This is a genomic window from Rathayibacter sp. AY2B5 (genome assembly GCF_002931645.1).
Taxonomy (GTDB): domain Bacteria; phylum Actinomycetota; class Actinomycetes; order Actinomycetales; family Microbacteriaceae; genus Rathayibacter.
On the sequence record NZ_PSUE01000001.1, the window covers coordinates 282,592 to 303,335 of the forward strand.

Here is a 20,744-nt window from a genome sequence, read left to right on the forward strand (position 1 = left end):
GGCGTACCGTGGCCGCATGAGCGAAACCCCCTCCGACTCGGCGCGCCCCCTCGCGCTCGTCACCGGCGCGACCGGATACATCGGCGGCCGGCTGACGCCGCGCCTCCTCGAGGCGGGCTTCCGGGTGCGCGTCCTGGTGCGCGACCCGCGCAAGCTGGTCGACGTGCCGTGGGCGGAGGAGGTCGAGGTCGCCCAGGGCGATCTCGGCGATCCGGAGTCGCTGGAGGCCGCGGTCGAGGGCGTCGACGTCCTCTACTACCTCGTCCACTCGATGGGCTCGGGCAACGACCACGCCCACTTCGAGGAGGTCGAGAGCCGCGCCGCGCACAACGTCGCCACGGCCGCGGAGTCGGCCGGCGTCGGCCGCATCGTCTACCTCGGCGGCCTGCACCCCGAGGGCCAGGAGCTCTCGAAGCACCTCCGCTCGCGCGCTGAGGTGGGCCGGATCCTGATGGAGTCGGGAGTGCCGACGATCGCCCTGCAGGCGGGCGTGATCATCGGCTCCGGGTCGACCTCGTTCGAGATGGTGCGCCACCTCACCGACGTGCTGCCGTACATGCCCGCGCCGCAGTGGGTGCGCAACTTCATCCAGCCGATCGCCGTGCGCGACGTGCTGCACTACCTGATCGGCTCCGCGTCGCTCGAGGACGCCACGCTCAACCGCACCTTCGACATCGGCGGGCCCGACGTGCTCCGCTACGGCCAGATGATGAACGGCTACGCGGTCGAGGCCGGGCTCCCGCAGCGGCCGATCGCGTCCCTGCCGGTGTTCACCCCGTGGCTGGCTTCTCAGTGGGTCAACCTGGTCACGCCGATCCCGCGCTCGCTCGCGGTGCCCATCATCGCCTCGCTGCAGTACGACTGCGTCGTGCACGAGCAGGACATCCACGCGCTCATCCCCGACCCCGAGGGCGGGCTGACCTCCTACCGCCGCGCCGTCCGGCTCGCGCTGGGAAAGATGCAGGCGGGCGAGATCGAGACGAGCTGGCAGAACGCGGAGGTCGTCGGCGCTCCCAGCGATCCGCTGCCGAGCGACCCGGAGTGGGCCGGCCACACGGTCTACGTGGACCTCAAGGAGCGCCGCACCCAGGCCGACCCGGCCAAGCTCTGGCGCGTCATCGAGGGCATCGGCGGCACCAACGGCTGGTACTCCTTCCCGCTCGCGTGGGTGATCCGCGGCTGGATGGACCGCCTCGTCGGGGGAGTGGGCCTGCAGCGCGGGCGCCGCGACTCCGCGCGCCTGCACGCCGGCGACGCCCTCGACTTCTGGCGCGTCGAGGAGATCGAGCGGCCGAAGCTCCTGCGCCTGCGCGCCGAGATGAAGGTGCCCGGCGGGGCCTGGCTCGAGATGCGCGCCGAGCCCTCCGGAGACGGCGGCTCGGTCTACACGCAGCGCGCGGTGTTCTTCCCGCAGGGCCTCGCGGGCAGGCTCTACTGGTTCGCGATCCTGCCCTTCCACGGCATCATCTTCAACGGCATGGCCAACCGCATCACGGCCACCGCGGCCGACCTGCCGGACTCCGGCGACGAGCGCTCCCCTGGCGGGCGCCGGGTGCAGCGGTGACAATGGAGGGGTCCGGCGGCGGCGAGGCCGCCCGGGACGCCGACGAGAGGAGCACGATGAGCGAACGGTCGAGTACGGACGCGGGGCGCGGACTCCAGCTGGGGAAGGTCCTCTTCATCGGGGACAGCATCATCCAGGCGGGAGCCTGGGGCGAGTGGCTGACGGAGTCGACGGTCGTCGACGAGGGAGTCGGAGGGGCCACCACGGCGGACGTCGTCGCGCGGCTCGCCGAGCTGGTCGCGCAGGAGCCGGACACGGTGGTGCTGCTGATCGGCACCAACGACCTCGCCTGGCACCGCACGACGGAGCACGTCGTGCGCAACATCGAGACGATCGTCGCGACGTTCCGGCGCGACCTCCCGGACGTGCGCATCCTGGTGACCTCGGTCCTGCCGCGCGGACACGAGTTCGCGCCGCAGATCCGCGAGATCAACCGCCACCTGTGGCAGTTCGCGCCCACGGCGCACGCGGGCTACCTCGACCTGTGGCCGGTGCTCGCGGGCGAGGACGGCGGACTGCTCGAGCAGTACTCGCCGGACGGCCTGCACCTCAACGAGGACGGCTACCGCGCCTGGCGCGAGGCACTGGGCCCGGCGCTCGAGGCGGTCGTGCGGATGCCTCCGCGGACCCGCCCGATCACGCTGCCCTATGACGAGTTCGCGCGGCCGAAGACGGCCTAGCGCAGCACCGTGGAGGGGGAGTCGACCGCAGGGTCGGCTCCCCTTCCGTCATTCCGCGGCCAGGGCGGCCTCGAAGGCCGCGAGGGCGTCCGCGGAGAAGAGGACGAACCGGACCTCGTCGAGTGCGCCGTCCGCGGTCGCCTCGCGGACCGTCTCCACCGCGATGCGCGCCGCGTCGTCCATCGGCCAGCCGTAGACGCCCGCCGAGACGGCCGGGAAGGCGAGCGTCCGCGCACCGAGACCGACGGCGGTGCGCACCGACTCGCGGTAGGCCGAGGCGAGGACGGCGCTGCGGTCCTCCGACCGCGAGTGGACGGGACCGACGGTGTGCACGACCCAGCGGGCGGGGAGGCGGCCGGCGGTCGTGGCGACCGCGGAGCCGGCGGGCAGGCCGTCCGGCAGCTCGGTCCCGCGGAGCCGGCGGCACTCGGCGAGGATCTCCGGTCCGCCCGCGCGGTGGATCGCGCCGTCGACGCCGCCGCCGCCGAGGAGCGACGAGTTCGCCGCGTTCACGATCGCGTCGACGTGCTCGCGGGTGAGGTCGCCGCGCACGGCTCTCAGGGTGGTCACGACTCCTCCTCCAGGCTTCGTCCGAGGGCAGCGATCGCCGCAGGTCCCACGCGGCAGCAGCCGCCGATCAGATCCGCTCCCGCCGCGCGCCAGGAGGCGACCAGCGCGGGGTCGAAGGCCGCGTCGCCTGCCCAGCGACGCTCGACGGCGTCCCACTCCTCGCCGCTGTTCGGGTACACGACGACCAGCTTGCCGGTGACGGAGCGGGCGATGCGGACCGCCTCGGCGACGTCGCCGGGCGGGCAGCAGTTCACTCCCACGCCGACGACCTCCTCGGAGGCGGCGGCGACGGCGAGCGCCTCGGCCAGGGGCTCGCCGGCCGCGGTGCGGCCCGAACGGCCGCTCACGCAGATCCAGGCGGGGACCGAGGAGCCCGCGAGGGCCTTCACGACGGCCCGCACCTCCCGCACCGACGGGATGGTCTCGACGGCGAGCAGGTCGGGCCCGGCCGCGGCCAGGGTCTCCAGGCGCGGGCGGTGCCAGGCGGCGAGCTCGCCGACGGTGAGGCCGTCGTCGCCGCGGTACTCGGAGCCGTCGCCGAGGCTCGCACCGAAAGGGCCGACGGAGGCGGCGACCCAGCCGCTCTGCGCGCGCCGGGCCAGGTCGACGCTCTCCCGGAGGGCGCGCTCGACGAGGCCCGGGGCCAGCCCCGCGACTGCGAATCCGCTCGCGGACACCTGGTAGCTCGCGGTCACCGCGACCCGGGCGCCCGCCTCGGCGAAGGCGCGGTGCGCGGCGACGACCCGGCCGGGCTCCTCCAGCAGGACCCGGGCGCTCCAGAGCGAGGAGTCCACCGCGGCGCCCTGCGCCTCCAGCTCCGTGCCCAGGCCCCCGTCGAGCAGCAGCGGGCGCACCCGCGCCGCGGCGACGAGGCCGGCGGTCACGAGCGGTTGTTGGAGAGCTCGAAGATCTTCACGAGCTCGGCGATGGCCGCCTCGCGGGCGTCTCCGCCCTCCTCGAACATCGCGGTGATGTGCGTGCGGAGGTGGTTCTCGACGATGAGCTTGTTGAGCGAGCCGAGCGACTTCTGGATCGCGAGGGACTGCGTGACGATGTCGACGCAGTAGTCCTCGTTCTCGATCATCCGCTCGAGGCCGCGCATCTGGCCGCCCAGGATCCGGGCACGGTGCAGCGAGCGCTTCTTGAGGTCCTCGATCACTCCTCCAGCCTACGCGCCGCAGGCGGTACCCGGGCGGGGTATGCGCGCCTACGATCGAGGGGTGAGCACCCGCAAGCCGTCCCGCGCGACCGCCGCCCGCTACCCCTCGCGCGACCGCGCCCGCATGGCGCTCGCGCCCGGGATCCTCGGCGCGATCGTGCTGCTGGCCGGGCTCGCCCTCGTCGGCTCCGACGCCTACGACTTCATCCGCTACCCGGTCGCGATCCTCGCGGCGGTCATCGGCTGGTTCGCGATCCAGGCGCGCGCACTCCTCTGGCTGATCGGGCTCGTCCCCGTGCTCGTGCTGTGGAACCCGGTGCTGCCGTTCGCGTTCCCGGACGCGATCTGGTTCTCGCTGAGCCTCGCCGCGGTCGGCGTCTTCGTGGCGGCGGGTCTCGTGATCCGCGTCCCGACCCCGGAATGACGACGAGCGCGACCGTCCGCGCGGCGGAGCGCCGACCGGACCGCCCCGAGGAGTAGACTGGCGCCGCACCCGCACGCCGGGGATGCTGCGACCGGGTCCCAGACCCGTTGCTCGGAGCTCCCGACGGCCACCGGATGCACCGACGCCCGACGCCTCCCCGGAGGCGATCCGGCGGATGCACGGCGACGGCAGCGCGCGGGAACCCCTCCTCCGCCCCCCGTCACACATCGAGGAGGAGCATGGCTCGCAGCGGCCAGCGTCAGTCCGGTCAGACGCGACGAGCGTCGAACGCCGCCGGGAGCCGACCCCGATCGCGCTCGCGCGGCGTGGACAACGCGGGGATCATCCCGATCCTCGCCCGCCGCGTCCGCGAGGTGGAGGCGAAGGCCCAGACCGGCAAGGTCGGGCCGACCAACCGGACGAAGTTCCTGGTGATCGCCCTCCTGATGCGCGAGGAGCGCAAGCGGGTCAAGGTCGATCCCTCGCTCAGCGACGCGCAGCGCGCCGAGGAGATGAAGCGCCTCGACGGCATCGCCACGATCCTGGCCAAGACGGCCGCCCGCGACACCAGCCTGATCGCGCTGCTCGAATCGGAGGCCGGCGTCACGGCGGCCGCGCAGAAGCTCCGCCGCGACTGGCTGCTCGAGGCGGGCGCGGAGCTCAGCCCCGACGAGCTGCTCATCGTGACCGAGCCGGAGCCCAAGCCCGAGGTGCCGGTCAACCAGGTCGTGCCGCAGTCGGTGCGCGCCCGCCAGCTGGCGAACCCCTTCCTCCCGCCGGACTTCTCGATCGCCGAGGCCTCGGCTCCGGCGCCGCGCCGCAGGCTCGACGACTGGGAGCTGCTCGGGCCGCTCTTCAAGGCGTTCGAGTACGGAGCGGGCGGACGGGCCGCGAGCATGGAGCTCCCGGAGCCGCCGAAGCTCGACCGGGTCTCGCCGCGCGGCCGCGAGCTGATGCCGCACCAGGCGCGCTTCATCGAGAGCGCCCGCGAGGGGCACCGCAGCTTCCTGCTCGCCGACGAGCCGGGTCTGGGCAAGACCGCGCAGAGCCTCCTCGCCGCCTCGGTGGTCGGGGCGTACCCGCTGCTCGCGGTGGTGCCGAACGTGGTCAAGATGAACTGGGCGCGCGAGGTCGAGCACTGGACCCCGCAGCGGCGCGCCACGGTCATCCACGGAGACGGCGGCACGCTCGACGCGTTCGCCGACGTGGTCATCGTCAACTACGACATCCTCGACCGGCACATCGGCTGGCTCGGGAGCCTGGGCTTCCGCGGCATGGTCGTCGACGAGGCGCACTTCATCAAGAACCTCCGCTCGCAGCGCTCGCAGAGCGTGCTCGCGCTGGCGTCGAGGATCCGCGAGACCACTCCGGGGCACGATCCGCTGATGATCGCGCTGACCGGCACCCCGCTGATCAACGACGTCGACGACTTCCGCGCCATCTGGCGCTTCCTCGGCTGGATCGACGAGACCAAGCCGGGGCCGGAGCTGATGGGCCGCCTCGAGGAGACGGGCCTCACCCCCGCCGACACGGGCTTCTACCCGGAGGCGCGCGAGGCCGTGATCGACCTCGGCATCGTCCGGCGCAAGAAGATCGACGTCGCCGCCGACCTGCCGTCGAAGCGGATCGTCGACCTGCCCGTCGAGCTGGACGACGACCTCGGCCGCTCCATCCAGAAGGCCGAGCGCGAGCTCGGCGCCCGCATGCTGCAGCGCTTCAGGGCGGTCACCTCCTCGATCACGCACGAGCTCGACGACGACGAGCGCGAGCGGTTCATCCGCATCGTGGCGCAGAGCGAGCTCGAGGAGTCGAAGTCGGCCAAGACCGGCGAGAACGTCTTCACCATGGTGCGCCGGATCGGCCAGGCCAAGGCGGCGCTGGCCGCCGACTACGCCTCGCAGCTGGCCCGCTCGGTGGGCAAGGTCGTCTTCTTCGCGAAGCACATCGACGTGATGGACCAGGCGGAGGACACGTTCGAGAAGCGCGAGCTGACGTCCGTCTCCATCCGCGGCGACCAGACCGCGGCGTTCCGCCAGACGCAGATCGACGCCTTCAACGAGGACCCGGACGTCTCTGTCGCCGTGTGCTCGCTCACCGCGGCGGGAGTCGGCGTGAACCTGCAGGCGTCCTCCAACGTGGTGCTCGCCGAGCTGTCGTGGACCTCGGCCGAGCAGACGCAGGCGATCGACCGCGTGCACCGCATCGGCCAGGAGGAGCCGGTGACGGCGTGGAGGATCATCGCGGCGCACACGATCGACGCGAAGATCGCCGAGCTCATCGACGCCAAGGCCGGTCTCGCCGCCCGGGCGCTCGACGGCGCGGACGCCGAGACGGCCTCGGCCGACACGGTGCAGCTGGACGCCCTCATGCACGTCCTGCGCGAGGCGATCGGCTGAGCGCACCCGACCGGGCCGGCTGAGCGCACCCGGCCGGGCCGGCTGAGAGCTCAGCCGGTCCGGGCGAGCGGTGCGGCGAAGAAGTCCTTCTCGAACGAACTCGACCGCAGGAACGCGTCCCTCATCGCGGCGCGCTGCCTCGGTGAGGCGTCGCGGGCGGCCTGCTCCGTGAACTCGATCGCCCGCTCGGTGGCCGTCGCGAAGACCGGGTCGCCGTACGTGAGCAGCCAGTCCGCGTAGGGGTGCTCGGGGTGCCCGGAGGCGGCGAGGCGCGACCCGACGTCGGCGTAGAGCCAGAAGCAGGGGAGCAGGGCGGCGACGATCTCGCCGTAGCCGCCCCGCGCGGCGACCGCGAGCAGGTGGTCGGTGTAGCCGCGGGTCACGGGCGCGGGAGCCGCGTCCCTGGTCCCGAGCCGGTCGCGGTGCAGCTGCGCCTCCGCCGCGAGGGCGGACGCCGAGCCCTCGGCCCAGAAGACCTGCTCGGCGGTGGTCGGCGCGCGCTGCGCCGCCACGGCCAGGACGCGGGCGTACTCGGTGAGGTAGAGAGCGTCCTGCTCGAGGTACCACTCGAAGTCCTCCCGCCCGAGGGAGCCGTCGCCGAGGGCCCGCACGAACGGGAGCGCGTCGATCTCGTCGCGGAGGGTCCGGGTCCGCTCCCAGACGTCCGCGCAGAACGCCGGAGGACGTTGCCGGTGGAAGTGGTCGATCGGGCCGTTGCCGGTGCCGACCTCCAGGGCGTCGGCGGCGCGCAGGGCGCCGGTCAGCCACTCCTTGGCCTCCGTCAGCGCCTCGACCAGGGCGTCGGAGGAGGCGTCGCGCCCGGCCAGGAGCGTCGCCATCGCGGACGAGAGCGAGCACCCGGTGCCGTGCGTGTTCGAGGTGGCGACGCGCTCGCCGGGGACCTCGCGCACGAGGCCGTCGGGGGTGACGATCGCGTCCGGGGTGGCGGGGCCGTCGAGGTGGCCGCCCTTCACCAGCACGGCGGCGTCGAGGGCGCGGGCGAGCATCGCCCCCTGCGCGAGCGCGGCCGGCCAGTCGGAGGCGGTCGGCTCTCCGGCCAGCACGCCCAGCTCGGGGAGGTTCGGCGTCACCAGGTCGGCGCGGCGGAGCAGGTCGCGCACGGCGTCCTCCGCCTCGGGAGCGAGCAGCCGGTGACCGCTGGTCGCGACCATCACCGGATCCACGACCACGACGGGCGGGCGGACCTCATCGAGCCACTCGGCGACGACTCCGGCGTACTCGGCCGTGGCGAGCATCCCGATCTTCACCGCGTCGATCGTGACGTCGTCGCTCACCGCGTCGAGCTGCTCGCGGAGGAACGCGGCGGGCGGCAGGTGCACGGAGCGGACCCCGTGCGTGTTCTGCGCGACGAGCGCGGTGACGACCGCCATGCCGTAGCCGCCGAGCGCGCCGATCGACTTGAGGTCGGCCTGGACGCCGGCACCGCCGGTCGGATCGGTGCCGGCGATGCTGAGGACACGGGGGACGCGGGCGCCGGCGGTCACCGGTCCCACTCCGCTCGGATCAGGCGGGCGGCCGCCGCGGGGTCGGCGGCCGTGCAGAGCGCCGACACGACCGCGAGGCCGGCCGCACCGGCGAGGCGGAGTGGCCCCGCGTCCGCGGCTCCGACTCCGCCGATGGCGACGCAGGGCAGCGCCGCGGCCGCGGCGAGGGCGGCGAACCCGTCGACACCGAGGGGAGCGGGGTGGTCGGGCTTGGTCGCGGTGGGCCGGATGACGCCGACGCCGAGGTAGTCGACCGTCCCCGCGGGCAGGGCACGGACGGCGGCGAGGTGCTCGGGGGTGTTCGCGGTGAGCCCGATCACCGCGTCGGGACCGAGCAGCGAGCGGGCGGCGGTGACGGGGAGGTCGGACTGCCCGAGGTGGACGCCGTGGACGCGGGCGCCCGCGAGGCGGGCGGCGAGGGCGACGTCGACGCGGTCGTCGACCAGCAGGGTCGTGCGCTCGTCGAGGACGGCGGCGACGGCCCGGGTCAGGGCGACGAGCTCGGCGGCGGGGGCGTCGTGATCGCGGATCTGCACGGTCGTGACTCCGCCCCGGACGGCGGCGGCGACCACCGCGGGCACGCCGCGCTGGCCGCACTGGGCGGTGTCCGTGACGAGGTAGAGCGAGAGGTCGAGGCTCATGCGATGCGCGCCCCGGCCTCGGCGTCGGCCGGCTGGAGGGCAGCGAGGGCGTCGAGGAGGCCGACGGCGAAGGATCCGGGACCGCTGCTCTCGGCGGCGGCCCGCTCGGCGGCGAGGCCCCAGACCGCGGAAGCGCTGACGGCCGCGTCGAGCGGGCGGGCGCCCGCGCCGAGGAACGCCGCCATCACGGCGCCGAGCGCGCAGCCGCCGCCGGTCACGCGGGTCAGCAGCGGGTGGCCCCCCGTGACCCGGACGATCCGCTCGCCGTCGGTGACGAGGTCGACCGCTCCCGAGACGGCGACCACGCCTCCGGTGCGGCGGGCGAGGACGCGGGCGGAGTCGAGCGCCTGCTCGGCGGTGTCGACGGCGTCCACGCCGCGGCCGCCCGCACCGGCTCCCGCGAGGGCGAGGATCTCGGAGGCGTTGCCGCGGATGATCGCGGGCCGCGCCTCGAGCAGCTCCACCGCCAGAGCGGTGCGGACGGGCAGCGGGCCCACGGCGACCGGATCGAGCACCCACGGGGTACCGGCGCGTCCGGCCGCGGCGACCGCCTCGCGAGCACCCTCGCGCTGCTCCGCTCCGGGCGTGCCGAGGTTGACGAGCACGGCCGAGGCGAGGCCCGCGAAGACGCCCGCCTCGCCGGGCAGGTCGCACATCGCCGGGCTGGCGCCGAGGGCCAGGAGGCTGTTGGCGGTGAAGCCGGTGACGACCGCGTTCGTGATGCACTGCACCAGGGGCCCGGCGGCGCGGAGCTCGGCGAGATCGCGACCCACGGACGCCGGGTCGGGCGCCGCGTCGGCGGGGAGGGTCGGGTGGACAGGCGTGCGAATGCTCATTCGCGACATCCCTTCGCTAGTACGAACTAGATCAGGTTCAACGGGTCTTCTCTCAGCCCTGGCGGGCACCCCGTGTCACTGCGCACGACCCTAGCAGCGGGCGCGGGCGCGCTCGCTGCTGCAGTGCGAGAGGAGCCAGCGGGACGTCGTCGCCCCTTCGCCCGTGAGCGGCCGCTCAGCCGGTGAGGATCGTCGAGTCGCCGCGCGGCCCCACCGCGACGCGGAGGCCGATCGGAAGCCGCTCGCGCATCGCGTCGACATGGCTGATCAGGCCGATCGTCCGACCGCCCGACCGCAGCTCGTCGAGCGTGCTGAGCGCCGTCTCGAGCGTCTCGGCATCGAGCGAGCCGAAGCCCTCGTCGATGAACATGGTCTCGAGTGAGATGCCGCCGGACTGCGCCGTCACCACGTCGGCGAGGCCGAGGGCGAGGGCGAGCGAGGCGAGGAACGTCTCGCCGCCGGAGAGCGAGGCGGGCTGCCGGCGGACGCCGGTGAAGGCGTCGAGCACGTCGATCCCGAGGCCGGAGGCGGCGCCGCGGTAGGCGAGCGAGTCGTCGTGGGCGAGCGCGTAGCGGCCGCTGGTCATCGCGTCGAGGCGGAGGTTCGCCGCGGTCACGATCTCCTCCAGACGCCCGGCGAGGGCGAAGGCCTCGAGGTCCATCCGGCGCGTGTTCTGCCCCCGGCCGGAGACGGTCTCGGCCAGCGCGCGCAGCTCCTCGTGGCGGCGGAGGCGCTCACCCAGCACCGCGAGGCGGCCCGCGGCCGTCGCGGCGAGCTCGGCCAGGCGCTCCGAGCGGTGCTCGAGCACGGAGAGGCCGGCTCGCGCCTCGTCGCGACGGGCGGAGGCCTCGCGCGAGCGCCCCTCGGCGTCGGCGAGGTCGACGGCCGTGCCCGGCAGTCCGCGGAGCTCCGGGTCGGCGAGCACCGCCTCCGTCGCGCTCCGCCGTCGCTCGTGCTCGGCGACGACGGCCTCGGCCCGCGCCCGGTCCCCGCTGGCCAGCGCGGCCGACTCGGCCTCCTCGGCGGTCGTGAAGCCGCGCTCGGCGAGGACCTCGGCGAGCTCCTCCCGGGCGGCGGCGGCGGCCTCGGACCGCGAGACGGCCGCCTCCTCGGCCTCGACCAGGGCGACGGCACGACGGCGCTGGGCGTTCAGCTGCTCGACGCGCGAGGCGACGCTCGTCGCGCCGTCGCGGAAGGCCTCGACGCGCTCCCGCAGCAGCCGCAGCGCTTCAGCGGCGAGGGCGGACTCGTCGGCGCGGGCGCGGTGCTCCTCGCGAGCGGCGTCCCGCCCGGTCGTGAGAGCGTCGATCCGGGTGCGCAGCCGGATGCGCTCGCGCCGCAGCTCCTCCATGCGGGCGGCGGCGCGGCGCGCCGAGGCGAGCCGCTCCTCGTGCGCCGGGCGGAGCGACTCCGGATCCGCGTCCTCGCCCACGCGCTCCTCGAGCGCCGCGAGAGCCCGAGCCGCGGCTCCCTCGCGCTCGCGGGCGCCGTCGAGGGCGGCGGCGGCGCGCTCCACCGCGACGCGGGCCCGGTCGAGGTCGTCGGTGCCGACCGTCGTCGGGCCGTCGTGCTCGGCCGGGCGGGGGTGCTCGCACGAGCCGCAGACGGGGCAGGGCTCGCCCGGCTCCAGCCGCTCGGCGAGCTCCCCGGCGAACCCGGCGAACCGGCGCGCGATCAGGGCGGCCTGCTCCGCGGCGCGCTCGCCGTGGACGCGCGCCGCGTCGGCGTAGGCCGTGCCGAGCCGCTGCAGACCCGCCGCAGTGAGATCGCGCTCGAGGGCCGCGGCGATCCTCCGCTCGAGCGCGGCGAGCTCGTCGACGCGCGTGGGGACAGCGGCGGCCTCCCCGGCCAGGGACTCCTCCTCGGCGGCGAGCGCGTCGACGCGGGCGGGCAGCTCGCGCAGCTCCGCCTCGATCCCCGCGAGCGCGGTCGCCGCCGCCTGCTCGGCGCGTGCGGACCGCTCGGTGACGCGCTCCGCGTCGGGGAGCCGGCGCTCCTCTGCCAGCGCCTCGGCGAGGGCGCCGAGGACAGCGGCGAGCCGTTCGGCCGTCTCGGCGGCCGGGCCCCCGGACGCGTCCCCGTAGGCGTCGGCGGCGAGGTCGCGCTGCTGCCGGGCGGCCCGCTCCTTCTCGGCGGCTGCCCGGGCGGAGCGGAGCAGCGGCAGCACGCCGTCGGCCCGGCGCGCGCGCTCGATCGCGGCCCGCTGCTGCTCGACGTGCGACTCGGCGACCACGAGCTCCTCCGCCTCGATGAGGGCGCGCCGGCGCCGCTCCTGGCCCCGGGCGATGCGCCGTGCCTCGTCGAGAGCGGTGCCCGCGGCCTCGTGCGCCGCGTCGGCCGCGGCGGAGCCGGCCCGGGCCGCCTCGAGCGGAGCGGCGAGCCGCGCCGGCAGCCCGGCGAACCAGGCGGCGTCCGGCAGAGGCGGCTCGGCTCCGTCATCGAGGAGCCGGACGGCCTCGTCCGCGAGCGCCGTCACGGCCGCGCGCTCCTCCTCGAGCCCGACGGCGCTCGCGTCGCGCTGCTCGAGCAGGCGGCGGCGGAGCAGATCGAAGCGCTCGGTCGCGAAGAGCGTGCGCAGGAGCCGCTGCCGGTCGTCGTTCTTCGCGAGCAGGAACTCGTGGAAGCGGTTCTGCGCCAGCAGGATCACCTGGAGGAACTGGTCCTTCGTCAGGCCGACGATCCGGCCGATGTCGGCGCCCACCTCCTTCGCGCTCGACGAGAGCCCTACCCAGGCGCCGTCGACCTGCTCCAGCAGCTCGACCTTCGCCGGCTGGGTCGTGGTGCCGGTGCCGCGCCGTTTCGGCCGCTCGTACTCGGGCGAGCGCCGGACGCGGTAGACGCGCCCCGCCGCCTCGAAGTCGAGCTCGGCGAAGGTCTCGTCCTCGGGGCCGCTGTGGTCGCTCCGGAGGCGCGAGGCGGTGCCGTCGAAGCGGGGGACCGAGCCGTAGAGCGCGAACGCGATCGCGTCGAGGATCGTCGACTTGCCCGCTCCGGTGCGCCCGGCGATGAGGTACACGCCCACGTCCTCGAGCCGGTCGAAGTCGACGCACTGCTCGGCGCGGAACGGTCCGAGTCCGGCGAAGGCGAGTCGGCGGATCCTCACCGCAGAGCCTCGGCCTCGACGGCCGCGAGCGCGTCGAGGGTGAGGGCGCGCTCGGTCTCCGTGGCGCCGTGACCGCCGCGGACGTGGGCGAGGAAGTCGTCGACGACCTCCACGTCGCTCCGCCCGCGGATCCGCTCGGCGTACGCGCGCGGCTCGGCCGCGGCGTGCGGGGGCCGGTGCTCGAGCGTGGCGCAGCCGGGGAAGCGCGACTGCAGGCGCGCCATCGCGTCGAGCGGGCGCACGGGATCGGTGAGCACCGCCGAGACCCAGTCGCCCTCCACCTCGGCCAGGGAGGGATCGCGCAGCAGCTGCTCGAGCTCGCCCTCGATCACGCTGAGCCTCCTCGGCACGGGGAGCGGCGACCACTCGACGCCCTCGAGCCCCTCGGGCCCGATCGTCACCAGCCAGGCGCCGCGCGGCTTCGACGCCTCGCCGAACGAGTAGTGCAGCGGCGCTCCGGAGTAGCGCACGCCCGGCAGCAGCTCGGCGCGTCCGTGGATGTGCCCGAGCGCCGCGTAGTCGGCCGCGGCGAAGTGCTCGACCGAGACGTAGTCGAGCCCGCCCGCCGTGATGTCGCGCTCGAGGACCGCGGCCGGGGCTCCGACCGCGAAGCAGTGCGCGAGCACGACCCAGGGACGGCCCGCCGCCTCGGCGGCGGCGCGCACCCGCGCCATCGCGAAGGCGAGCACGTCCTCGTGGCGGCGCAGCTGCTCCTCCGGGTGCCGGTGGCGGTAGAGGGCGGGCTCGAGGAAGGGGATGCCGTGGACGCCGACCTCGAGGCCGGACGCGTCGCGCAGCAGGACCGGCTCGGCGTACGCCTCGGGGTCGGTGAGGACGTGGACGCCCGCTCCGCGCAGGAGCCCGGCCTGGAAGCCGAGCCGGGCGGGGGAGTCGTGGTTGCCGCTGGTGAGGACGACCTCGGCGCCGGCCGCGCGGATCGCCTCGAGCGTGCGGGTGAGGAGGGTGTAGTGCTCTGCGGCGGGCACGGCGGAGTCGAAGACGTCGCCGGCGATCAGCACCGCGTCCACGCGCTCGGCCCGCACCGTCTCGACAAGGGCCTCGAGCACGGTCGCGAGCGCCGCCGTCGTGGAGTGCCCGTGGAAGGTGCGGCCGATGTGCCAGTCCGAGGTGTGCAGCAGCTTCACGGTCGTCCTTCCTCTGCGTCGTCCGGGGGAGCGACTCCAGGCTAGTGAGGCCCTCCGACACCGGCGGCGCAGCGGACACCTCCCGTTCACCGGGAGGTGCACAATAGGGCGTCGGTCGAGCAGAGGAGATGGTCGTGAAGCTGCCCCGCGTCCCCGCGACGATCCTGGGTCTGGGCTCGCGCACCCGCGCCGCCGCCGAGGACACCGCTCCCATCCAGCGTCTGCGCCCGGACGACGAGCCGGCCCGCACCAGCACGGTCGACAACGCGATCTACCAGGACGGCCGCCGGGTCGTCTCACCCGGCAGCATCCCGGAGGCGCTCGCCGCCCTGCAGAAGCTGCCCGACGCGATGGCGTGGATCGGGCTGTACCGGCCGAACGCGGCCGAGCTCGCCGCGCTCGAGGACGAGTTCTCGATGCACCCGCTCGCCCTCGAGGACGCGATCAGCGCGCACCAGAGGCCCAAGCTCGAGCGGTACGGCAGCGACATGTTCGTGGTGCTGCGCGCCGCCAGCTACTCCGACCAGCGCGAGGAGGTCGACTTCGGCGAGCTCCACCTGTTCGTGGGGTCGAACTTCGTCGTCACGGTCCGCCACTCCGAGAAGCCCGACCTCTCGCTGGTGCGGCGGCGGATGGAGGCCGATCCGGAGCTGCTGCGCGTCGGCCCGGTCGCCGTGCTGTACGCGATCCTCGACGCCGTCGTAGATCAGTACTCGCCCGTCGTCGCCGGTCTCGAGAACGACATCGACGAGATCGAGGCGCAGGTCTTCGAGGGCGACCCGGCGGTGTCCCGCCGCATCTACGAGCTCAGCCAGGAGGTGCTGGACTTCCAGCGCGCGGTCGCTCCGCTGACCGGCATGCTCGGGCGGCTCGTCACCGACTTCGAGGTGTTCCAGTCGGATGTGGAGCTGCGCCGCTACATCCGCGACGTCGCCGACCACGTCGCGCTCGTCACCGAGCGGGTCGACGGCTTCCGCACCACGCTGCGGGAGATCCTGGCGGTGAACGCGACCCTCGTCGCCCAGCGCCAGAACGAGGACATGAAGAAGCTCGCGGAGGTGGGCAACCAGCAGAACGACGAGGTCAAGCGGATCTCCGCCTGGGCGGCCATCTTCTTCGCGCCGACCATGATCTCGAGCATCTACGGCATGAACTTCGACGTGATGCCCGAGCTGCACGTGGCGTGGGGGTACCCGGCGGCGCTCGCGGCGATGCTCGCCTCGAGCGTGGTGCTGCACCGGCTCTTCAAGCGGTGGGGCTGGCTCTGAGCCCGCGTCCCGCGACGTGTCAACACCGTGACGGTCCCGGAGGCTCCGCGTAGCGTCGCTCGCGGGCCGTCCGGCCCCTGAACGGAGGGACTCCCGATGACTCCGGAGGACACGACCACGACGGCCCCGCGGCCCCGCTCCCTCTGGCGGGCGGGCGCGGCTCCGATCCCCTCCGACGAGTTCGTGCCGGGCGCGCACTACGACGACGTCGTGGTCGGCGCCGGGCTCACCGGGCTGGTCACCGCGCTCCTCCTGCAGCGGACCGGCCGGCGCGTGCTGGTGCTGGAGGCGCGGGAGGTCGGCGCCGTCACGACCGGGAACACGACGGCGAAGCTCAGCCTCCTGCAGGGAGCGCACCTCTCCCGGATCGCGGAGCGCAACATCCCCGCGGTGACCGAGGCCTACGTCGCGGCGAACCTCGCGGGCTTCCGCTGGCTGCTCGACTACTGCGAGGGCGCGGGCGTGCCGGTGCAGAGGCGCACCGCCTACAGCTACGCTCAGACGCCCGAGGGCGTGGACGCCGTCCTGAAGGAGCATGCGACCGCGCGCCGCTTCGGCCTCGCGACCCGCCTCGTCGGCGAGCTCGACGTGCCGTTCCCCAGCACGGCGGCCGTCGCCCTCGACGACCAGGCCCAGTTCGACCCGATGGACGTCCTCACCGCGCTCGCCGCCGACTTCCGCGCCGCCGGGGGCAGCCTGGTGCAGGGCGTCCGGGCCCTCGGGATGCGAGCGACCGCTCCCGTCCGGGTCCGCACCAGCGCGGGCCCGGTGACCGGGGACCGGGCCTACCTGCTCACGGGGGCGCCGATCCTCGACCGCGGCCTCTACTTCGCCAAGATCGCCGCGCTGCGCTCGTACGCGGTCGCGTTCCGCACCGACGCGCCGATCCCCGACGGCATGTACCTCTCGGTCGACGAGCCGTCCCGCTCGGTGCGCGACGCCGAGCGCGACGGCGAGCGGCTCCTCCTGATCGGCGGCAACGGCCACCCGGTGGGGCGCAGGCCCGTCACCTCGGAGGCGGTGGACGACCTGGTCGCCTGGACGCGGCGGTCCTTCCCGGGGGCGGAGCCGGTCGCGCAGTGGAGCGCCCAGGACTACGAGCCGTTCCACCGCGTGCCGTTCGTGGGCTGGCTGCCGCGGGGCCGCGGACGGATCTTCCTGGCGACCGGCTACGACAAGTGGGGGATGACCAACGCGGTGCAGGCCGCGCTGACGCTCGTCGCCGACCTCGAGGGCGCGACGCCGGCCTGGGCGAGGACGCTGCACCGCCGGCCCACGCTGCCGCGGGTGATGGCGGAGGGGCTCGGCGCCGGGCTGGCGGTGGGCGCCTGGTACGCCCGCGGCTGGTCGGCAGCGCTCCGCGCGCCCCGCTCGGCCGGGGTGGTGCCGGCGGAGGGCCAGGGCTCGCTCGCCCGCGACGGCCTGCAGCCCGTCGCGGTCTCCACCGTGGAGGGGCGGCGCTGCGCGGTGTCGGCGGTGTGTACGCACCTGGGCGGGATCGTCACCTGGAACGACTCGGAGCGCAGCTGGGACTGTCCGCTGCACGGCTCCCGCTTCGCAGCCGACGGGACGGTGCTGGAGGGGCCGGCGGTCGAGCCGCTCGCCCCGCTGCGCTAGGCCGGCCGTCGGCTCCGCGGAGCCGACGGCCGGCCCCGCAGAGCAGGCGGCTCAGTCCTCGTCCGCTCCGGGCTCCGCGACCTCGTCGCCGTCCGCGCCCGAGGCATCGCCGGTCGTGTGCAGATCGGTGTCGCCCGGGATGCTGAAGTCGCTCAGCGGGTCCAGGGGCTTCTTGTCGTCGGTGTCGTCGCTCATGCCTGCCACCCTACGAGCGTCCGGCGAGGCGCTGCACCGCGGCGACCGGGATCGACAGCCACTCCGGCCGGTTGCGCGCCTCGTAGATCGCCTCGTAGACGGCCTTGTCGAGCTCGAACGCGTCGAGCACCGCCCGGTGCGCGGTGACCGCGTCGCCCGCCTGCTCGGCGTAGCCCTCGAGGAACGCGGCACGGCTCGCCGCCGCCCACGCCGCCCTCGAGGCGCCCGGCTCGGCCTGCTCGTGCGCACCCGCCGCGTAGTCGAAGGAGCGCAGCATCCCCGCCACGTCGCGCAGCGCCACGTCGGGAAGACGGCGCTCGTGCATGGGCCGCAGCGGCTCGCCCTCGAAGTCGAGGAGCACCCAGCCGCGATCGGGCACGGACAGGACCTGCCCGAGGTGGTAGTCGCCGTGGATGCGCTGGAGCCTCGGCCACGGCGCGGTCTCGGCGGCGCGGAACACGGCCTCGATCGCCTCCGAGTCCTCGGCGATCACGGGGACCTCGGCCGAGGCGATGCGCAGGCGACGGCGCATGGCCGCGACCATCCGCTCGACGACCTCGGACGTGGTGTCCTCGGTCGGCATGACCTCCGCCAGCGTCGCGTGCACCTCGGCGGTGGCGCGGCCCAGCTCGCGGGCGGGTCCGGTGAAGTCGGAGTCGGCGGCGACCGCCTCGAGGGCGACGCGCCACGCGTCCTGGACCCCGGGGAGGAACTCCTGCGCGAAGGCGAGGTGCCCGAAGGCGCGGCCCGTCTCCTCGCCCTCGTCGTCCCACTCGCCGGTCACGTTGCCGATCACGGGCGGGACGAGGGCGCTCCCGGCGGCGTTGAGCGCCGACTGCACCGTCACGTCCGGGTTGTCGCCGTGGTGGAGGGCGCGGAAGACCTTGACGATCACCGGGGTCGCGTCGGATCCGTCGTCGGCGGTGGTGCGGACGATCACCGAGGTGTTCGACTGCTCGCCGCTGAGCACCTTCGAGGACGCGAACGCCCCGATCGCGGCACCCGGCTGCCGGTGGCCCTCGGCGCGGGCGCCGCCCTGGGCGCCGTCCTCGTCGGAGCGGCCGCCGTCGGCGATCATGCCGAGCAGGGCGCGGGCGAACACCGGGTCCCGTGGAGCGTCGTACACGAAGTGCGAGTCGTCGGAGTAGACGAGGGCGTCCTCGAGCCCGGGCACCGGAGCCGCGTGGACGGTCACCGGGACCTGGTACAGCACCGGGCTCGTGCCTGCCCGGTCGATGAAGAGGTGGTCCACCACCTCCGCCTCGCCGGGGTGCAGCGACCAGGCGCCGCGGACCTCCAGCTCGGGGCGCCGCCCCTTGCTCGCGTACCACCTCTGGTCCGCCACCCATGCGGCGATGCGGTCGATCGACAGGCCTGCGCTCATGCTCTTCCCTCCGTCGGCACCCCGAACCCTACTGGCCGCGGACGACGGGCGGAGGGGCTTGCGGCGGGGCGCTCAGGCCAGCTCGAGCACGTCCAGCGTCCAGGCGTACTCGAACGCGATCTCGCGCCAGCGCTCGTAGCGTCCGCTCACTCCGCCGTGTCCCGCTGTCATCTCGGTGCGCAGCAGCGCGGGAGCGCCGACCTCGCGGAGCCTGGCCACCCACTTCGCCGGCTCCACGTACAGCACCCGGGTGTCGTTGAGGCTCGTCGTCGCGAGGATCCGGGGGTACTGCACGCCCTCGCGGACGTTCTCGTAGGGCGAGTACGACTTCATGTAGGCGTAGACCTCGGCGTCGTGCAGCGGGTCGCCCCACTCGTCCCACTCGATCACCGTGAGCGGGAGCGACGGGTCGAGGATCGAGGTGAGCGCGTCGACGAACGGGACCTGCGCGAGGACACCCGCGAACGCCTCCGGGGCGAGGTTCGCGACCGCGCCCATCAGCAGGCCGCCGGCCGACCCTCCCTGCGCGACCAGGCGGGCCGGAGAGGTGAAGCCCGCGTCGACCAGGTGCCGCGCCGCGGAGACGAAGTCGGTGAAGGTGGTCCGCTTCGCCAGCGTCTTCCCGTTCTCGTACCAGGAGCGGCCCATCTCCCCGCCGCCGCGGACGTGCGCGACGGCGAAGACGACGCCGCGGTCGAGCAGCGAGAGGCGCGCGATCGAGAAGCCAGGGTCGATGCTCGCCTCGTACGAGCCGTAGCCGTAGAGGAGGAGCGGCGCGGGGGCCGAGTCCGGATCGGCGGCGTCGCGGCGCCAGACGAGCGAGAGCGGCACCCGCGTGCCGTCCTCCGCCACGGCCCACTCCCTCCTCTGCACGTACAGCGCGGGGTCGTAGTCGCCGAGCACCGGCTGCTGCTTGAGCACCGTGCGCTCGCCCGTCGCGACGTCGAGCGCGAGCACGGTCGAGGGGGTGACGAACGAGGTGTAGGCGAGGCGGAGGGAGGGCTGCTCCCACTCCGGGTTCCCCGCCAGGCCAGCGTCGTAGAGCGGCTCGTCGAAGACGATCTCCTCGAGCCGCGCTCCGGCGCCGTCCTCGCGGAGCAGCCCGAGCCGGGTGGCTCCGTCGGCGCGGTACGAGACGACGACGTGCCCGGCGAAGGCGTCGACGCCCTCGATCCGGCGACCCTCGCGGTGCGGCACCACCACGCGGCGCTCGCGGGCCCGGGCGTCGGCGTCGAGCGACAGGTCGGCCGGCTCCTCGACGATCTCGAAGTCGAGGGCGCCGTCGTTGTGCACGATCAGCAGGCGGTCGTGCCCGTCGACGACGGCGTGCTCGACCTCGTACTCCACGCCCTCTCGGCGCGGCCACACCGAGCGGAAGGAGCCGGTCGGGTCGGACGCGTCCAGCAGCAGGCACTCGCTCGTGATCTTGCTGCCGATCTCGATGACGAGGAAGCGGCGGCTGCGGGTGAGGCCCACGCCGATCCAGTAGCGCTCGTCGGGCTCGGCGAAGACGACCTCGTCCGGGGTCCCGGCGCCGACCTCGTGCCGCCAGATCGTGTCGGGGCGCCAGGACTCGTCGACGGTCGGGTAGAAGACGAAGCGCGCGTCCGCGCCGAAGGTCGCTCCGCCGCCGGTCCCCTCGATGACGTCCGGCAGGTCCTCGCCGGTCTCGAGGTCGCGGATGCGGAGGGTGTAGCGCTCGTCGCCCTCGACGTCGGTGCCGAAGAGCAGCCGTCGGCCGTCCGCCGAGACGTCGAAGCTGCCGAGCGAGAAGAAGTCGTGCCCCTCCGCCTCCGCGTTGCCGTCCAGGACGACCTGCTCGCCCTCGAGCGGACCGCCCTCGGCGATCGACGGCGGCGTCCAGTCGTCCGGCCCGCTGATCGGCGCTCGGCAGTGCACGGCGTACTGGCGGCCCTCGTAGGAGTACGAGAAGTACCACCAGGAGCCCTCCCGGACGGGGACCGAGAGGTCGGTCTCCTTCGTCCGCGAGCGGATCTCCTCGAACAGGCGCTCGCGCAGCGGAGCGAGAGGAGCCAGCACCGCCTCGGTGTACGCGTTCTCGGCCTCGAGGTGCGCGATCACCTCGGGGCTCTCCTTCTCGCGCAGCCACTCGTAGTGGTCGACCACCACGTCGCCGTGGTGGCGGCGCTCGAGGGGGACGCGGCGGGCGACGGGCGGAACGGGCGCGGTCATCGCTCCAGCCTAGGGCGAGGGCGCCCCTGGCCGCCCGGGGTGCCGCAGCGGCGCCGGGCGTGAT

The 20,744-nt window shown here is 74.5% G+C and carries 17 protein-coding genes and 1 riboswitch; of the genes, 6 read left to right on the forward strand and 11 right to left on the reverse strand.

Translation table 11 applies throughout. The features are described 5' to 3' along the window. Window positions 1-16: 16 nt before the first annotated feature. Window positions 17-1,564: an SDR family oxidoreductase gene (locus tag C5C30_RS01250; RefSeq protein WP_104333016.1), complete on the forward strand. Its 1,548-nt coding sequence runs from the start codon at window positions 17-19 to the stop codon at window positions 1,562-1,564. A gap of 56 nt (window positions 1,565-1,620) precedes the next feature. Continuing rightward, window positions 1,621-2,244: a GDSL-type esterase/lipase family protein gene (locus C5C30_RS01255; RefSeq protein WP_104225671.1), complete on the forward strand. Its 624-nt coding sequence runs from the start codon at window positions 1,621-1,623 to the stop codon at window positions 2,242-2,244. 48 nt (window positions 2,245-2,292) lie between these two features. Here C5C30_RS01255 and C5C30_RS01260 read toward each other — a convergent pair whose 3' ends face one another. Genes C5C30_RS01260 through C5C30_RS01270 form a run of 3 tightly spaced genes read right to left on the reverse strand, consistent with a single transcriptional unit; the run spans window position 2,293 to window position 3,973 of the window. Continuing rightward, window positions 2,293-2,814, reverse strand: a complete 522-nt coding sequence (locus C5C30_RS01260) for an O-acetyl-ADP-ribose deacetylase (protein ID WP_104225600.1) — start codon at window positions 2,812-2,814, stop codon at window positions 2,293-2,295. Then, window positions 2,811-3,698: a homocysteine S-methyltransferase gene (gene mmuM, locus C5C30_RS01265; protein WP_104333017.1), complete on the reverse strand. Its 888-nt coding sequence runs from the start codon at window positions 3,696-3,698 to the stop codon at window positions 2,811-2,813. Before mmuM ends, C5C30_RS01260 begins: the two co-directional genes overlap by 4 nt. Further along, window positions 3,695-3,973 carry a metal-sensitive transcriptional regulator gene (locus tag C5C30_RS01270; RefSeq protein ID WP_104223062.1) on the reverse strand — a complete coding sequence of 93 codons (279 nt, stop codon included), beginning with the start codon at window positions 3,971-3,973 and terminating at the stop codon, window positions 3,695-3,697. The genes mmuM and C5C30_RS01270 overlap by 4 nt, the downstream gene beginning before the upstream one ends. 61 nt (window positions 3,974-4,034) lie before the next feature. On the opposite strand from C5C30_RS01270, the gene C5C30_RS01275 reads away from it, so the two are divergent. After that, complete coding sequence (locus tag C5C30_RS01275) at window positions 4,035-4,397, forward strand: DUF6804 family protein (RefSeq protein ID WP_258059290.1); 363 nt, start codon at window positions 4,035-4,037, stop codon at window positions 4,395-4,397. Window positions 4,398-4,636: 239 nt separating this feature from the next. After that, the gene (locus C5C30_RS01280) at window positions 4,637-6,793 is read left to right on the forward strand and encodes a DEAD/DEAH box helicase (RefSeq protein ID WP_104225603.1); all 2,157 of its coding nucleotides are present in this window, start codon (window positions 4,637-4,639) and stop codon (window positions 6,791-6,793) included. A 50-nt stretch (window positions 6,794-6,843) separates the two neighbouring features. Here the strand turns inward: C5C30_RS01280 and thiD are convergent, their stop codons facing one another. From thiD to C5C30_RS01305, 5 genes are all read right to left on the reverse strand, one after another. Next, the gene (thiD, locus tag C5C30_RS01285; RefSeq protein ID WP_104333018.1) at window positions 6,844-8,298 is read right to left on the reverse strand and encodes a bifunctional hydroxymethylpyrimidine kinase/phosphomethylpyrimidine kinase; all 1,455 of its coding nucleotides are present in this window, start codon (window positions 8,296-8,298) and stop codon (window positions 6,844-6,846) included. Further along, window positions 8,295-8,939: a thiamine phosphate synthase gene (gene thiE / locus C5C30_RS01290; RefSeq protein ID WP_104268497.1), complete on the reverse strand. Its 645-nt coding sequence runs from the start codon at window positions 8,937-8,939 to the stop codon at window positions 8,295-8,297. Before thiE ends, thiD begins: the two co-directional genes overlap by 4 nt. Then, window positions 8,936-9,775: a hydroxyethylthiazole kinase gene (thiM, locus tag C5C30_RS01295; protein WP_104333019.1), complete on the reverse strand. Its 840-nt coding sequence runs from the start codon at window positions 9,773-9,775 to the stop codon at window positions 8,936-8,938. The genes thiE and thiM overlap by 4 nt, the downstream gene beginning before the upstream one ends. Next, a riboswitch (TPP riboswitch) is annotated at window positions 9,767-9,858 on the reverse strand. (Overlaps the previous gene by 9 nt.) 92 nt (window positions 9,859-9,950) lie before the next feature. After that, window positions 9,951-12,878: an AAA family ATPase gene (locus tag C5C30_RS01300; RefSeq protein WP_104333020.1), complete on the reverse strand. Its 2,928-nt coding sequence runs from the start codon at window positions 12,876-12,878 to the stop codon at window positions 9,951-9,953. Then, on the reverse strand, window positions 12,875-14,023 hold the full coding sequence (locus C5C30_RS01305) for an exonuclease SbcCD subunit D (RefSeq protein ID WP_104333021.1): 1,149 nt from the start codon (window positions 14,021-14,023) through the stop codon (window positions 12,875-12,877). Before C5C30_RS01305 ends, C5C30_RS01300 begins: the two co-directional genes overlap by 4 nt. Before the next feature lie 128 nt (window positions 14,024-14,151). On the opposite strand from C5C30_RS01305, the gene C5C30_RS01310 reads away from it, so the two are divergent. Both C5C30_RS01310 and C5C30_RS01315 read left to right on the forward strand, forming a co-directional pair. After that, entirely contained in the window at window positions 14,152-15,291 is a 1,140-nt protein-coding gene (locus C5C30_RS01310; RefSeq protein ID WP_104223070.1) for a magnesium and cobalt transport protein CorA, read from the forward strand. Between the two features lie 96 nt (window positions 15,292-15,387). Next, window positions 15,388-16,908, forward strand: a complete 1,521-nt coding sequence (locus C5C30_RS01315) for an FAD-dependent oxidoreductase (RefSeq protein WP_104333022.1) — start codon at window positions 15,388-15,390, stop codon at window positions 16,906-16,908. Window positions 16,909-16,959: 51 nt separating this feature from the next. Here the strand turns inward: C5C30_RS01315 and C5C30_RS17495 are convergent, their stop codons facing one another. The 3 genes from C5C30_RS17495 to C5C30_RS01325 all read right to left on the reverse strand — a co-directional run bounded on the left by C5C30_RS17495 (window position 16,960) and on the right by C5C30_RS01325 (window position 20,680). Beyond that, window positions 16,960-17,103 carry a hypothetical protein gene (locus C5C30_RS17495; RefSeq protein ID WP_159914626.1) on the reverse strand — a complete coding sequence of 48 codons (144 nt, stop codon included), beginning with the start codon at window positions 17,101-17,103 and terminating at the stop codon, window positions 16,960-16,962. Between the two features lie 10 nt (window positions 17,104-17,113). After that, the gene (locus C5C30_RS01320) at window positions 17,114-18,487 is read right to left on the reverse strand and encodes a phosphotransferase (RefSeq protein ID WP_104287575.1); all 1,374 of its coding nucleotides are present in this window, start codon (window positions 18,485-18,487) and stop codon (window positions 17,114-17,116) included. 72 nt (window positions 18,488-18,559) lie between these two features. Next, window positions 18,560-20,680: a S9 family peptidase gene (locus tag C5C30_RS01325; protein ID WP_104333023.1), complete on the reverse strand. Its 2,121-nt coding sequence runs from the start codon at window positions 20,678-20,680 to the stop codon at window positions 18,560-18,562. Window positions 20,681-20,744 lie beyond the last annotated feature (64 nt).

Excerpts from the sequence above, each read along its gene's own strand:
- C5C30_RS01250 (WP_104333016.1), top strand. The coding sequence starts at position 17 with ATGAGCGAAACCCCCTCCGACTCGGCGCGCCCCCTCGCGCTCGTCACC.
- C5C30_RS01255 (WP_104225671.1), top strand. The coding sequence starts at position 1,621 with ATGAGCGAACGGTCGAGTACGGACGCGGGGCGCGGACTCCAGCTGGGG.
- C5C30_RS01280 (WP_104225603.1), top strand. The coding sequence starts at position 4,637 with ATGGCTCGCAGCGGCCAGCGTCAGTCCGGTCAGACGCGACGAGCGTCG.
- thiE (WP_104268497.1), bottom strand. The coding sequence starts at position 8,939 with ATGAGCCTCGACCTCTCGCTCTACCTCGTCACGGACACCGCCCAGTGC.
- thiM (WP_104333019.1), bottom strand. The coding sequence starts at position 9,775 with ATGAGCATTCGCACGCCTGTCCACCCGACCCTCCCCGCCGACGCGGCG.
- C5C30_RS01310 (WP_104223070.1), top strand. The coding sequence starts at position 14,152 with ATGGTCGTGAAGCTGCCCCGCGTCCCCGCGACGATCCTGGGTCTGGGC.
- C5C30_RS01315 (WP_104333022.1), top strand. The coding sequence starts at position 15,388 with ATGACTCCGGAGGACACGACCACGACGGCCCCGCGGCCCCGCTCCCTC.
- C5C30_RS17495 (WP_159914626.1), bottom strand. The coding sequence starts at position 17,103 with ATGAGCGACGACACCGACGACAAGAAGCCCCTGGACCCGCTGAGCGAC.
- C5C30_RS01320 (WP_104287575.1), bottom strand. The coding sequence starts at position 18,487 with ATGAGCGCAGGCCTGTCGATCGACCGCATCGCCGCATGGGTGGCGGAC.
- C5C30_RS01325 (WP_104333023.1), bottom strand. The coding sequence starts at position 20,680 with ATGACCGCGCCCGTTCCGCCCGTCGCCCGCCGCGTCCCCCTCGAGCGC.